Origin of the sequence: Caulobacter sp. CCG-8 (assembly GCF_037402475.1) — a bacterium.
GTDB lineage: Bacteria > Pseudomonadota > Alphaproteobacteria > Caulobacterales > Caulobacteraceae > Caulobacter.
Window position 1 is genome coordinate 97,764 of sequence record NZ_JBBEUD010000019.1, and the last position, 12,864, is coordinate 110,627.

The window sequence follows — 12,864 nt, forward strand, 5'->3', positions numbered from 1 at the left end:
GCCGTCAGGCGCGCCTGAGCGTGTCCTGCTCGGCGTCGGGAAGCTGGTCGGTCGTGTCGTCCGGCGCGTATTCCAGGATGTCGCCGGGTTGGCAGTCCAGGTAGGCGCAGATGGCCTCGAGGGTCTCGAACTTCATGCCCTTCACCTTGCCGGACTTCAGCAGGGAGAGGTTGGCCTCGGTGATCCCGATGGCGCGGGCCAGGACGTTGGAGCGCACCTTGCGCCGGGCCAGCATGACGTCGAGGCGAAGGATGATCGGCATCAGACGAACGCCTCCCGGTCTTCCTCGATCTCGCGGCCCACCCGCATGACCTCGCCGATCACGAAGACCAGCAGGCCCAGCACGAAGGCCTGGACGCTGGCCATGTGGGCCCAGTTCCGGTCGATCTCGTAGCCGGTGGCGGCCAGGAACAGGTGGCAGGCGAACGGCGACACGGCGTAGGCGCACAGCCACAGGCCGATGCGGCGGAACTGCACGGCGTTGGCGGGGGCGAACACCTGGCCGCCGGCATAGAGTCGGAACAGGCCGCGAAGGCTCCAGAACAGCATGATGATCGGCGTGGCGCGCACGATCCCCACCAGGCAGTAGACCAGCCGATGGACGAGGGGCAGCGAGCCGAAGGCCACCGAGTTGGGCGGCCCCTCGCCGATGTAGCAGTTGTCCGGCCCGATCCGCAGCAGCTCGCCCTTGTAGAACAGCATGGCGGCCAGGGCGGCGACCAGGATCGCCGCGGAGACGCAGAGCAGGCCGGTGAACAGCCAGGCCAGGGCGCGGCTGCCCAGGCGCACGCGGCGCTGGGCGGCGGTCTCGGGCGCGGCCACGGTCTCGGCGCGCGGCTTGAGCTTGATCACGGGCATGGCGACCTCCAGTGACCTTACGCTCGTTCCGAAATTTCTTTCTGTCAAACGATAAATTCGGAAGGCCGATGCGCCCACGAATTTCGGGCTCGATAATTTCGCCGGCCCGTGTCGAGAATGGCCGGACGGTTCCGACTAGCCCTCGAAAGCGCCGGGAGGACGGCGCTCCAACCGAAGGGAATAGCGATGAAGTACATCCTGATGATGCAGTTCGCCCTGTCCGAATGGCGGACCGAGATGATCACCAAATGGCCCAGCGAGGACATCCGGGCGCACATGGAGCACCTGCGTCTGTTCCGCGAGGAATTCAACGACACGGGCGAAATGGTGGTGACCCACGGTCTGGCCGGCCCCGACGACGCGCGGTTCGTGCGGGCCCGCCAGGGCGCGGCGCCGGAGGTGACGGACGGTCCGTTCCCCGAGACCAAGGAATTCCTGGCCGGCTACGTGATCGTCGACGTCGAGACGCCCGAGCGGGCCTACTACATCGCCTCGCGCTGGTCCGAGGGCCCCGGTCCCGGCGGCAAGCCGCTGAACCTGCCGGTCGAGGTGCGGCGGCTCATGTCGCCCAGCGGCGAGGAGATGTGACCTCGGCGGCGCTGGACCGCGCGACGACGGCCCTGCTGCGCGAGCTGGCGCCGCGGGTGCTGTCGGCCGTGGTCCGCCGCTATCGCGACTTCGCCGCCGGCGAGGACGCCGTGCAGGAGGCGCTGCTGGCCGCCGCCCGCCAGTGGCCGCAGGTCGGCGTCCCGGCCAACCCGGGCGGCTGGCTGGTCCAGGTGGCGTCTCGCCGGATGACCGACCACATCCGGGGCGAGATCGCCCGGCGGCGGCGCGAGGCGGTCGCGGCCGAGGACGAGGGCGCGGTGGTGTCGCCAGGCGACGACCTGGATGTCCTGTCGGTCGGGGACGACACGCTGGGCCTACTGTTCATGTGCTGCCATCCGGCCCTGAGCTCGTCCTCGGCCATCGCCCTGACCCTGCGCGCCGTCGGCGGCCTGACCACGACCGAGATCGCCGGCGCCTTCCTGGTGCCCGAGGCCACGATGGCCCAGCGGATCAGCCGGGCCAAGCAGAGCATCCGGGTCTCGGGCGTGCCGTTCGAGGCCCCCGACGCCGCCGAGCGGGCCGGACGGCTGCGGTCGGTGCTGCACGTGCTCTACCTGATCTTCAACGAGGGCTACACCGCCAGCGCGGGACCGGACCTGCAGCGCGCCGATCTGGCGGGCGAGGCGATCCGGCTGGCGCGGCTGGTCCGGGGCCTGCTGCCGGACGACGGCGAGGCGGCCGGCCTGCTGGCCCTGATGCTGCTGACCGACGCCCGCCGCGCGGCGCGGACGGGGGCGGACGGCGAGCTGGTCCCGCTGGCGGAGCAGGATCGCGGCCTCTGGGATCAGGCGGCCATCGCCGAGGGCGTGGCCCTGGTCGAGGCGGGCCTGTCGCGCGGGGCGATCGGCCCCTACCAGCTCCAGGCCGCCATCGCGGCGGTGCATGACGAGGCGCCCAGGGCCGAGGACACCGACTGGCCGCAGATCCTGGCGCTGTACGGCCTGCTGGAGCGGATGGCCGACAACCCGATGGTCCGCCTGAACCACGCCGTCGCCCTGGCCATGACGCGCGGACCCCGCGTGGGCCTGCGCCAGCTGGTCGAGCTGGAGACAGACAAGCGGCTGGCCGGCCATCACCGCCTGGCGGCCGTGCGGGCGCATCTGCTGGAGATGGCGGGCGACCGGGCGGAGGCGGTCGAGGCCTACCGAACGGCGGCGGCGCTCACCGCCAGCGAGCCCGAGCAGCGGTACCTGTCGGGCCGGGCGGCGCGGCTAGCTGAGTCCTAGGCGCGGAACGCTAGGGCGCGGGGCAGCCAAGGTCCGCGACGTAGACCCGCCAGCCGCTCACGGCCGCTCCGCGCTGTTCCTCGGTTCCGCCGTTGGAGATGGCGCCGAAGGACTGGCCGGTGATCTGGTTCAGGATGGCGTCGAGCGCGTCGACGACCTGTTCCGGTCCGTAGTGGCGCACGCCCTCGAAGGCGTCGGCCGCGTGGTTCGTCAGGGAGATCGCCGGCACGGCCAGGACGTGGCGATCGTCCATGTGGGCCACGATCGCCGGAACGCCGGCGGGACCCAGCGCTTCCAGCCGCGCGAAGATCGCCCGCTGTCGGACGTCGGCGCCCGGACGTCCGCGCAGTCCGCCCAGCTCGGAAACCAGACGACGGACTTCCGCATCGTGGGCGGCGGGGGCGGGGACGGCGCGAAGGAAGGCGGCCTGGCGGGCGATCTCGCTCCGCACGCCCGCCTGCGCCTGGGCCGTGGCGGGCGTCAGCGCCTTGGGGGAATAGCCGGCGAAATAGAACTGCGGCGGCGAACCGGCCTGGGTCAAGAAGAGCAGGGCTCGCCGGTCGACGGCGGCGCGCAGGGCGTCGGGCGGCGGAAGATAGGCCTCGTCCTTGGGGTAGATCTGGACGGCGCCCGGCATGGGACCCTTGAGCGACGTCGCGTCCGCCAGGGGCGCGGCGATGTAGGCGGGGTGCTCGACGGTCTTGGCCAGGGTCGCCTGCGACAAGCCGAAGCGCGCTTCCACGATGCTGGACGAGGCGGCGACCAGCCGGGCCAGTTCGGGCGAGGCGGGGCAGGCGCGCGGCGCCGCGGCGGCGGGCCCGGCGACCAGGGTCGCGACGCACGCCCAAGGCGCGAAACGTGTCAGCACGACGAACTCCCGAAAACCCCGGCCAAGCTTGGCGCGGGAGGGGAGCGTTCGCAAGCTCAGGCCGCCACCAGCTTCAGCAGCGCCAGTTCCTTCCCCCTCGGCGACCCGGTCCGCCGTTTGGGTAGTCGGCTGGTCTCGAAGGCCTCCAGCACCTTGGGGTGGATATAGGCCGCGCGGCAGACGGCCGGCGTGTTGCCCAGCAGGCCCGCCACCGCCTTGACGCAGGTGTTGAGCGTGCGCTTGGCCTCGGTCTTGGTGGCGGGCTTGGGGCTGAGGCTCAGCGCCTCCAGGGCCGCGAGCGAGCCGTACCAGGTGCGGAAGTCCTTGGCCGAGAAGTCGTCGCCGCAGACCGTACGGATGTAGTCGTTGACGTCGCTGCTCTCGATCGCGCGCCGCTGGCCGTCCTCGTCGAGATACTGGAACAATCGCTGGCCGCGCAGCTCCTGGCAGGCGCCGACGATCCGCGCCAGGCGCCGGTCGCGGAAGCCGGTGCGGTGCATCTTGCCGCTCTTGCCCCGGAACTCGAACACCGCCCCGCCGCCCGCCAGCTTCAGGTGGCGCTTCTGCATGGTGGTCAGGCCGAAGCTCTTGTTGGTCTTGGCGTATTCGTCGTTGCCGACCCGGATCAGGGTCAGTTCCAGCAGGCTGACCACGGCGGCCAGCACCTTCTCGCGCGGCAGGCCCCGGCGGGCGAGGTCGGTCTCGATCCGCCGGCGCAGGCGGGGCAGGGCGCGGCCGAAGGCGGCCATGCGGTCGTACTTGCGCGCGTCGCGGTCGGCACGCCATTCGAGGTGGTAGCGATACTGCTTGCGGCCCTTCTGGTCGCGGCCCACCGCCTGGATGTGGCCGTTGGGGTCGGGGCAGATCCAGACGTTCGTCCAGGCGGGCGGGATGGCCAGGGCCTTGATCCGGTCCAGGGTCGCCTCGTCCTTCACCGGACGGCCGTCCTCGTCGGCGTAGGCGAAGCCCTTGCCGTGCGCCAGCCGGCGGATGCCCTGCTCCTGGTCATTGACATAGGCCAGCAGGGTGCGTTCGGCGGGTGTGGTTTCCAGCGTGTCGCGGGGCACGGCGGTCACCGTTCCACGGGACGGCGTACGCCGTGTTCGGAATTATCCTGGGCCATCACTCGCTCCCAACCCTAATGTCCGCCAACGTGGTAGACGGAGCGCCGGTTCCGGGAGCGACGCGCCAGACATGAACTACCGACATGCCTTCCACGCCGGCAATTTCGCCGACCTGCAGAAGCACGCGATCCTGCTGGCCCTGCTGAAGGCCCTGACGGCCGACGAGACGCCGCTGTCGGTGATCGACACCCACGCCGGGGCCGGGGCCTACGACCTGGGCGGCGACATGGCCCTGCGCTCGGGCGAGGCGGCGGCGGGGATCGGGCGGCTGCTGGCCATGCCGGACGCGCCCGCGGTGTTCGCGCCCCTGGTCGCGGCGGTGAAGGCGCTGAACGGCGGCGGGGCGGGCGGGCTCTACCCCGGCTCGCCGCTGCTGGTGGCCCGCCATCTGCGCAGGACCGACCGCTACACCGCCTGCGAGCTGCGGGCCGACGACTTCGACAGCCTGCGCCGGACCCTGGCCCCCTACGCCTTCGCCCAGGCGGTCCAGGCCGACGGCTACGCGACCGCGGCGGCGCGGGCGGGGAAGGGCGGGCGCACGTTCGTGCTGATCGACCCGCCGTTCGAGCGCAGCGACGACTACGCCCAGATCGTCGGCGCGACCAAGGCCGTGCTGGCCAGGGACAAGGACGCCGTGATCGCCGCCTGGATGCCGCTGAAGGACCTGGAAACCTTCGACGCCTTCATGCGCGCGATGGAAACCGTCACGAACGACGCGCTAGCTGCCGAACTCCGCCTCCGGCCCCTGACGGACCCGATGAAGATGAACGGCTGCGCGATGGTCATGGTCGGGACGCCCGCGTCCGCCGAAGGGGCGATCGCCGAGGTCACGACCTGGCTGGCCGACCATCTCGGCGAGACCGGGGCCAAGGCGCGGATCTGGCGCGCGTGACGCAGGCCGCCGGCCCCAGCTTCCGGGAAGCGTTCTGGGTCTGGCTCAGGGTCGGCTGCCTGGGCTTCGGCGGCCCGGCCGGCCAGATCGCCCTGCTGCACCGCGAGGTGGTCGAGCGGCGCGCCTGGATCGACGAGGAGCGCTTCGCCCACGCGCTGAGCTTCTGCATGCTGCTGCCTGGTCCCGAGGCCCAGCAGCTGGCCACCTGGCTGGGCTGGCGGCTGCACGGGGTGCGCGGCGGGATCGCGGCGGGACTGCTGTTCGTGCTGCCCGGCCTGGCCGTGATGCTGGGGCTCTCGGCCCTCTACGTCGCCCACGGCCGCGCGGTCTGGGCGGGGCCGGCGCTGCTGGGGCTGAAGGCGGCGGTGGTCGCCCTGGTGCTGCAGGCCCTGATCCGCATGGGCGGCCGGGCGATCAAGGGCGTGGCCGGCGGGTGGGCCGCGGGCCTGGCGTTCCTGGCCCTGACCTTCACCGTTGTGCCGTTCCCGCTGATCATCCTGGCGTCCGGAGCGGTCGGCTGGGCGCTGGGCGGCGGCGCGGTCGCGGCCCAGCCGTCCGAGACGTTCGCGCGGACCCCGTGGCGCACGGCCCTGGTCTGCCTGGCGGTCTGGCTGGCGCCGGTGCTGCTGGCCCTGGCGGTCTGGCCGGCGTCGACCCTGGCCAGGATGGGCGGCGTGTTCAGCCTGTTGGCGGTGGTCAGCTTCGGCGGCGCCTATGCGGCCCTGGCCTATGTGGGGCAGGCGGCGGGCGCGTTCGGCTGGCTGGCGCCCGGCCAGATGCTGGACGGCCTGGGCCTGGCCGAGACCACGCCGGGACCGCTGGTGCTGGTCCTGGTCTTCGTCGGCTTCGTCGGCGCCTATCAGAACGCCCCGGCCGAGTGGGCGTGGCTGGTCGGCCTGGCCGGCGGACTGATGGCCGCCTGGACCACCTTCGCGCCGTCGTTCCTGTGGATCTTCGCCGGCGGGCCGTTCTTCGAGCGCCTGCGCTCGCGTCCCCGCCCGGCCCGCGCCCTGGCCCTGGTGTCGGCCGCCGCCGTCGGGGTGATCGCCAACCTGGCGGTGTGGTTCGCGGTCCACCTGCTGTTCCGGACGGGCGCGGTCCACAGCTGGGGCCTGTTGCGGGCCGAGCTTCCGGACCCGGCCAGCCTCAACCTGCCCGCGGCGGGCCTGACGATCCTGGCCTGCGGCCTGGTGTTCGCCCTGCGCGCCCCGGTCCTGGCGACGGTGGGGGCCATGGTCGTCGCCGGCCTGGCGCTGGGCGCGACCGGACTGATTTGAACCTCGACCGGATTTAGCGACTCCGCCCGCTCGAAAACCGTGTTATGCTGCACTGCAACAAATGGTTGTTGGAGCTCGGCCATGACCCTTTCGTTCCTTCCCGAAACGCCCAAGATCGACCTTGAGAAGGGTCCCAACCTGCTGGCCGGCGCGGCCTCGCCGCTGTGGCTGGTGTTCGGCGGCGCGGCCGCGGCCGGAGCGACCTGGTGGTGGTGGTCGGCCCGCTGGCGCGAGGCGATCAATGTCGAGGCCCTGATGGCCACGGCCCTGACCCCGGCGCTCGCCGAAATCCCGCTGGCCCCTGAGCCTGTCGAACTGGCCCCCGAGCCGGTGATCGATCCCGTCACCGAGGCGCCCGTCCTGGCGCCGGTCGAGTTGGAGACGGCCGAGCCGGTCACCGCCGCCGCGACCGCCGTGACCGAGACCGTCGCCGAGGCGGTGCAGGAGACGCTCGACACCGCCGAGGCCGTGATCGCCGAGACCGCCGACACGGTCGAGGTCGTGGCCGAACCCGTGGTCGAGGCCGCCGTCGAGCAGGCCAAGTCGGCCGGCGACGACCTGACCCTGCTGGTCGGCATCGGTCCCAAGCTGGCGGCGTCCCTGGCCGAGCTGGGCGTCACGCGCTTTTCCGAGATCGCCGCCTGGGGGCCGGAGGAACTGGCCGATTTCGACGCCAAGCTGAGCCTGAAGGGCCGCGCCGAACGCGACGCCTGGGTGGCCCAGGCCAAGCGGTTGGCGGCGGCGGACTGATCTACATCCGATCCCCTATCTAGTTCCGTCATCCCGGGCCCTGTGCCCGGGACCGCTCTATCCGCCGCAGGTGCAGGAGGGGCGGTTCGCTGGCGAACCGCTTGCGCTTCACGTGTGAGCTGAACCAGGGGTCCCGGGCACAAGGCCCGGGATGACGGCTGTTGGGGTAAATGTGAACCTAATCCAGCCCGAAAGCCGCCAGCAGCCGGTCGGCCGCCGCTGAAGCCGGTAATTCCCCCGCGCGGACGGCGCGTTCAATATCGCTTGCCACAGCCGCCACGGCGGGCGCCTCGCGGAAGGCCTCGGACAGGCGGTCCTGGACCATGGCCCACATCCAGCGGCTGTCCTGGTCGGCCCGCCGCGCGGCGCGGGCGCCGTTGGCGGTCATGATCTCGCGATGGCGGCGGATCTGGGTCCACAGCGCGTCCAGCCCCGCGCCCGTCAGGCCCGAGGCGGTCAGCACCGGCGGCGTCCAGTCGGGCGAGGCCGGCGTCAGGATGTGCAGGGCGTTGCGGTAGTCGCGGGCGGAGCGCCGGGCCTTGTCCGGATCGGCGTCGGCCTTGTTGATCACCAGGAGGTCGGCCAGCTCGATCAGGCCCTTCTTGATGCCCTGCAGCTCGTCGCCGCCGCCGGGGATCAGCAGGGCCAGGAAGATGTCGACCATGTCCGACACCACGGTCTCGGATTGGCCCACCCCCACGGTCTCGACGAGGATCACGTCGAAGCCCGCCGCCTCGCACAGCAGCATGGCCTCGCGGGTCTTGCGCGCCACCCCGCCCAGCACGCCGCCGGACGGCGAGGGGCGGATATAGGCGTTGGGGTCGACGCTGAGCCGCTCCATGCGGGTCTTGTCGCCGAGGATCGAGCCGCCGTGCCGGCCCGACGAGGGATCCACCGCCAGCACCGCCACCCGATGGCCGGCGGCGGTCAGCATCGTGCCGAACGCCTCGATGGTGGTCGACTTGCCGGCGCCCGGCACGCCGGTGATCCCGATGCGCTGGGCCCCGCCGGTGCGCGGCATCAGCCGTTCCAGCAGGGCGCGGGCGACCTTCTGGTGGTCGCGTCGGCGGCTCTCGACCAGGGTGATGGCGCGGGCCAGGGCGGCGCGGTCTCCGGCGACTAGGCGCGTCTCGAGATCGGCGATGTCGATAGAAGGGGTCACTCGATCCGCTTAAAGCTCTTCGAGCGAAGTGAAAATCGGTTCGGTCAAGGCCGTATAAAATTGATTGTAAAAACAATATCTTATAGATTCTGAAAAAGTCCGTGTGTCCAAGTACGTGTCCAAAACGAGCGGCCAGAACTCAGAAAAGGGTGTCGTCGCATAGGAGACCTCTCGGCCGGCGGGCGTCTAGCTAGACTTTGATTTCCCGCATGACGTGCTAACTTATCGCCTTCGCGAATAGCGATGGCGTGGCAAGGGGCAATGCGATGCCTAAGTGCCTGCCTCATAACCGTCGGTACTGGCTTGGCCCTTCGGTTTGAGACGGGCTTTCAGATCGCTGCGCTGTTTACCGGAGGCGCACTGCGAGGGCCGCGGGCGTGCGCATTGCTCGCAGATGTAGCATCGCCGTTTCTGATGTTCCGGCCATGGGGCTAGTCGGCAGGGGGTGATGCCCGCGTTCCTCATATTTGGAGGTACTCATGGGCTCGTTGACAATTGAAAGCTTCGTCCAAAAGCTTTTGGAGGAAAACGTCGCGGGTTTTGCGCTGTGGCTCTTCTTCTCAGAAATGACTACCGTCTGGGGATACGCATTTTTCAGGCTATCGATTGGAGCGTCTGACGCGCCAATCAGCGTGCCGTTTCTTATCTGGTACGGTCTTTTTTGCTATCTCGGAGGGCGCAACCGTATGCGTAAAGTGGCGGCAAAGAAGTCGATGCCGTGGGAACCAATGGCTTTTGACTATGTTGCGGCATTCATTGTTTATCTGGGGTTAGTTTTTCTGGGAATTATAGGTATTTTGGCGATTGGCCCGACGACGAACAAAGTGGAATTCATGGACGTTGTAGGGTGTGTGTTTTGCGTTGTCATGGCGCTAGTTGGGGTGTCTCTGTCTTGGAGAATTGCCAAAAAGGAATGGGTGAAATCTTTTCCGTAGCTGGTCAGGATCGCGAAAGGTAGTTCGCGATCTTGGATTGTCGGGAGAACGTTCTAGTGCGGGCTGCTTCGCCGAGGTGCAGTCTATTACCCGCTTAGAGGACGACGGCGGTCCCGGAAACCGAAACCATCATCATCGAGCCGTGCGGGCCCACGGTGTTGTAGTCGAGGTCGACCGCCAGGATCGCGTTGGCGCCCAGCTTCTCGGCTTCCTTGGTCAGGTTCTTCAGGGCGTCCTCGCGGGCCCGGGCCAGCACCCGCTCGTAGGACTTGGAATGGCCGCCGATGAAGTCGCGGATGGCCGCCATCAGGTCCAGGACGACGTTCGCGCCAAGGATCGACTGGGCGTAGATCGCGCCCTTGTAGTCCTGGACCGGCCGTCCTTCGATGAAGGGGGTGGTCGAGATCAGCATCGAGAGGCCCTCGTCAGCGGCGTCCGGCGCGCTCGCCGTTAACTTAAGCACAAACGCCGCCGTTCGGGAGGGGCTCCCTCGGAGCGCGAGCGATTTGCGGATCGCTTTCGCGTGACACGCGAAACTGTGCCGTGGCCACTTCCTGCGGGCCCATGGTTAAGGCAGATTGGCGCCGTAGCGTTGCTGGGGGCCGCCGGGTGATCTTCGCCAAATCGCATCTCGACCTGCACAACATCCGCAACAACGTGGCGCGGGTGAAGAAGCTGTCGGACAACGTGGTCGGCGTGGGGCCGCTGGGCATCGGGCTGGACGGCCTGCTGACCTGGATTCCGGGCGCGGGCGAGCTCTACAGCCTGGGCGCGGGCGGGCTGATCGTCTGGGACGCCGTGCGCGCGCGCTCGGCGCCGATGATCGTCGTCCAGATCATGGCCATCATCCTGGTCGACACCGTGGCCGGCGCCGTGCCGGGCGTGGGCAAGGTGGCCGACATGCTGTTCACCGGCCACAAGTGGTCGGCCGACATGCTGACCAGCCACATGGACGACACGATCTATTTCGAGGGCACGCGCAAGGACGTGCAGGGCACGGCCGAGTACCGCGACCTGCTGGAGCGCATCCGGGCGGGCAAGGAAAAGCGCCGGGTCGTGTTCCTGGGCTAGACAACCAACTTCGGGGCGGGGCGTTGACTTGAGATGACAGAGCGCACCGACACCCTCGAAGGCTTCGTCGTCGACGAAGGCCGTTCCGGCCATCGCCACAAGGCGCACCAGGCTTGGCGCCACGCCGAGACCATCAAGCGATTGTCCGATCGGCTGATCGGCATCGGCCCGTTCGGCCTGGGTCTGGACGGCGTCCTGGCCTGGGTGCCGGGCGTCGGGCCGGTCTACAGCGTCGCCGCCGGCGGCCTCCTGATCTACCACGCGATGATGGCCAAGGCGTCGGCCGCCACCCTGGCGCGGATGCTGGCCTATGTGGCGATGGACACCGCCACCGACGCCGTCCCCGTGGCCGGCTGGGCCATCGACACCCTGTTCCCCGGCCACCTGATGGCGGCCAAGGCGCTGCAGAAGGACATCGAGTCCCGTCACGGCCTACCCGACGAGATCGACGCCAAGACGCGCAAGAAGCGCAAGGTGAAGAAGGCGCGGGGCTAGAGCAGCTGGTCGTACCAGGCGGTCGGCCCCGGCAGCCATCGGGCCGTGAAGTCGCATCGACCGCGACGCCAGTCGAAGACGTGTCCGTCGTCCAGGCAGGCGTCGGCCTCGAGCTGCCGGCTCAGCCACCATTCCGTCGTCAGCAGACCGGTGACGAAGGCGAGGGCCAAGCTCACGCGAGCGAGCTTGCTCATGCCGGCGACGCCTTGCGGGGCGAGGTCCCGCGCTTCCAGGGGCCGTAGGCGATCCACCACACGCCCAGGCCGGTGACCAGGCCCAGCACGGCGCTCAGCGGCCACAGCAGGGACACGTCCGCGCCGTGCCAGCCGGTCAGCTTGACCGCCACGGCCGCGCCGGTGATCGCGCCGATCCCGGCGGCCAGGCTTCGATGGTGGCGGCCGAACTGGTGCAGGCAGGCCCAGGCGCAGGCGGCGCAGAACACATAGGGCCAGCCCAGCACCGCGCCGAACGGCAGGGCGGCGACCACCCCCGAGGCGGCGCTGGCGGCGCGCTGGGCCAGGGCCATGGCGTCGTCGGTCCAGATGATGGCCTGCGACAGGACCAGGGCGGGAAAGGCGAAGGCGAAGACGAACGCGGCGACGATACGGGAAAAGGAGGTGGTCTCGCGGGCGGGCGGCGGGAGCATGGGAAGGCTCGGGGGCTGAGGTCGGGAAGCCTCATCAAGCGCCGGGCCGGTGCGGTTCCGGCAGGTGTCCGGTGGGAGATGTCGTCAAGAGTCGGTGCAAGGGACGCGCCTCGTCGATGAAAAAGGCTTTGGCCCTTGTCGGGAAACGCGTCTGCTGGACGTCTTCATGAGGTTGGATCCACCATCGGGGCGCGAACATGATCACGGTCTTCGGCGAGGGCAGGGGCTTCCGGGTCGTCTGGCTGCTGGAAGAGATGGGATTGCCGTACCGGCTGCGGGGCGTCGACCTGCTGACCGGCGTCGAGAACGATCCCGAATTCCTGGCGATCAATCCGGCCGGCTTCATCCCGGCGCTGCAGGACGGCGACGTCGTGATGGTCGAGTCGATCGCGATCATGGAGTACCTGATCGCCCGCCACGGCCCGACGCCGCTGGCGCCCGCGCCCAACGATCCGGCCTTCCCGGCCTACCAGCAATTCCTCCACCTGGGCGAGGCGGGGCTGGCGGGGTCGATGTATTTCGTCTCGGGCGCCCGGAACATCGCGCCCGAGGGGCAGCGCGACAATTGGAGCGCGCGCCAGGCCCTGGACGTGTTCACCACCCGCCTGACCCTGGTGACCCGACAGCTGAAGCGCTCGCCGTTCCTGGCGGGCGAGGCCTTCACGGCCGCTGACATTTCCGTCGGCTATGCGCTGGAAATGGCGAAGAAGAACGTCGGGTTCGAATTCGGCGACCTCGAGCTGGCCTATCTGACCCGGCTCCGCGCCCGCGACGGCTACCAGCGCGCCCTGGCGACGTGCCACGCCACGCGGGGATGGTGGCAGAGCTGAGTTGGAGCACTTGCTCTGGCAACGGGGATGGGCTTGCGGGGATACAGCGCGCTCAATCCCCGCGAACGACCGCACGAACCCCAGCAATCTCAACGCCCTGCAACAAAATCAGCGTCACAGG

At 69.6% G+C, this 12,864-nt stretch carries 17 protein-coding genes; 9 read left to right on the forward strand and 8 right to left on the reverse strand.

Annotated features, from left to right (window positions below; genetic code table 11):
• Positions 1-4 precede the first annotated feature (4 nt).
• Both WAE60_RS18225 and WAE60_RS18230 read right to left on the reverse strand, forming a co-directional pair.
• Positions 5-262, reverse strand: coding sequence for a helix-turn-helix transcriptional regulator (locus WAE60_RS18225; protein WP_337687779.1), 258 nt, complete (start codon positions 260-262; stop codon positions 5-7).
• Entirely contained in the window at positions 262-858 is a 597-nt protein-coding gene (locus WAE60_RS18230; RefSeq protein ID WP_337687780.1) for a DUF2975 domain-containing protein, read from the reverse strand. Before WAE60_RS18230 ends, WAE60_RS18225 begins: the two co-directional genes overlap by 1 nt.
• 186 nt (positions 859-1,044) lie before the next feature.
• Between WAE60_RS18230 and WAE60_RS18235 the strand changes: the two genes are divergently transcribed.
• Both WAE60_RS18235 and WAE60_RS18240 read left to right on the forward strand, forming a co-directional pair.
• Positions 1,045-1,446, forward strand: coding sequence for a YciI family protein (locus WAE60_RS18235; RefSeq protein ID WP_029906982.1), 402 nt, complete (start codon positions 1,045-1,047; stop codon positions 1,444-1,446).
• Complete coding sequence (locus tag WAE60_RS18240) at positions 1,443-2,693, forward strand: DUF6596 domain-containing protein (RefSeq protein WP_337687781.1); 1,251 nt, start codon at positions 1,443-1,445, stop codon at positions 2,691-2,693. The genes WAE60_RS18235 and WAE60_RS18240 overlap by 4 nt, the downstream gene beginning before the upstream one ends.
• Before the next feature lie 10 nt (positions 2,694-2,703).
• Here the strand turns inward: WAE60_RS18240 and WAE60_RS18245 are convergent, their stop codons facing one another.
• Both WAE60_RS18245 and WAE60_RS18250 read right to left on the reverse strand, forming a co-directional pair.
• Positions 2,704-3,561 carry a hypothetical protein gene (locus tag WAE60_RS18245; RefSeq protein WP_337687782.1) on the reverse strand — a complete coding sequence of 286 codons (858 nt, stop codon included), beginning with the start codon at positions 3,559-3,561 and terminating at the stop codon, positions 2,704-2,706.
• A 56-nt stretch (positions 3,562-3,617) separates the two neighbouring features.
• Entirely contained in the window at positions 3,618-4,637 is a 1,020-nt protein-coding gene (locus WAE60_RS18250) for a DNA topoisomerase IB (protein ID WP_337687783.1), read from the reverse strand.
• 118 nt (positions 4,638-4,755) lie between these two features.
• Between WAE60_RS18250 and rlmJ the strand changes: the two genes are divergently transcribed.
• The 3 genes from rlmJ (at position 4,756) to WAE60_RS18265 (ending at position 7,604) form a co-directional block, all read left to right on the forward strand.
• Positions 4,756-5,577: a 23S rRNA (adenine(2030)-N(6))-methyltransferase RlmJ gene (gene rlmJ / locus WAE60_RS18255; protein ID WP_029906986.1), complete on the forward strand. Its 822-nt coding sequence runs from the start codon at positions 4,756-4,758 to the stop codon at positions 5,575-5,577.
• The gene (locus WAE60_RS18260) at positions 5,574-6,854 is read left to right on the forward strand and encodes a chromate transporter (RefSeq protein ID WP_337687784.1); all 1,281 of its coding nucleotides are present in this window, start codon (positions 5,574-5,576) and stop codon (positions 6,852-6,854) included. The genes rlmJ and WAE60_RS18260 overlap by 4 nt, the downstream gene beginning before the upstream one ends.
• Positions 6,855-6,935: 81 nt before the next feature.
• Positions 6,936-7,604: a hypothetical protein gene (locus WAE60_RS18265; protein ID WP_029906988.1), complete on the forward strand. Its 669-nt coding sequence runs from the start codon at positions 6,936-6,938 to the stop codon at positions 7,602-7,604.
• A 178-nt stretch (positions 7,605-7,782) separates the two neighbouring features.
• Here WAE60_RS18265 and meaB read toward each other — a convergent pair whose 3' ends face one another.
• Entirely contained in the window at positions 7,783-8,766 is a 984-nt protein-coding gene (gene meaB, locus WAE60_RS18270) for a methylmalonyl Co-A mutase-associated GTPase MeaB (RefSeq protein WP_337687785.1), read from the reverse strand.
• Positions 8,767-9,245: 479 nt separating this feature from the next.
• On the opposite strand from meaB, the gene WAE60_RS18275 reads away from it, so the two are divergent.
• Positions 9,246-9,701 carry a hypothetical protein gene (locus WAE60_RS18275; RefSeq protein WP_337687786.1) on the forward strand — a complete coding sequence of 152 codons (456 nt, stop codon included), beginning with the start codon at positions 9,246-9,248 and terminating at the stop codon, positions 9,699-9,701.
• A gap of 94 nt (positions 9,702-9,795) precedes the next feature.
• Here WAE60_RS18275 and WAE60_RS18280 read toward each other — a convergent pair whose 3' ends face one another.
• Positions 9,796-10,113, reverse strand: a complete 318-nt coding sequence (locus WAE60_RS18280; RefSeq protein ID WP_029906990.1) for a YbjQ family protein — start codon at positions 10,111-10,113, stop codon at positions 9,796-9,798.
• A 152-nt stretch (positions 10,114-10,265) separates the two neighbouring features.
• Between WAE60_RS18280 and WAE60_RS18285 the strand changes: the two genes are divergently transcribed.
• Together WAE60_RS18285 and WAE60_RS18290 are read left to right on the forward strand one after the other, a co-directional pair.
• Positions 10,266-10,772 (forward strand): DUF4112 domain-containing protein, encoded by a 507-nt coding sequence (locus WAE60_RS18285; RefSeq protein WP_156035526.1) that lies wholly within the window; start codon positions 10,266-10,268, stop codon positions 10,770-10,772.
• 33 nt (positions 10,773-10,805) lie between these two features.
• The gene (locus tag WAE60_RS18290) at positions 10,806-11,267 is read left to right on the forward strand and encodes a DUF4112 domain-containing protein (RefSeq protein ID WP_029906992.1); all 462 of its coding nucleotides are present in this window, start codon (positions 10,806-10,808) and stop codon (positions 11,265-11,267) included.
• On the opposite strand, the gene WAE60_RS18295 is transcribed toward WAE60_RS18290, so the two are convergent.
• Positions 11,264-11,461, reverse strand: a complete 198-nt coding sequence (locus WAE60_RS18295) for a hypothetical protein (protein ID WP_337687787.1) — start codon at positions 11,459-11,461, stop codon at positions 11,264-11,266. The two genes, WAE60_RS18290 and WAE60_RS18295, sit on opposite strands and share 4 nt — an antisense overlap.
• On the reverse strand, positions 11,458-11,913 hold the full coding sequence (locus tag WAE60_RS18300; protein WP_337687788.1) for a hypothetical protein: 456 nt from the start codon (positions 11,911-11,913) through the stop codon (positions 11,458-11,460). Before WAE60_RS18300 ends, WAE60_RS18295 begins: the two co-directional genes overlap by 4 nt.
• 197 nt (positions 11,914-12,110) lie before the next feature.
• Between WAE60_RS18300 and WAE60_RS18305 the strand changes: the two genes are divergently transcribed.
• Entirely contained in the window at positions 12,111-12,743 is a 633-nt protein-coding gene (locus WAE60_RS18305; RefSeq protein ID WP_337687789.1) for a glutathione S-transferase family protein, read from the forward strand.
• Positions 12,744-12,864 lie beyond the last annotated feature (121 nt).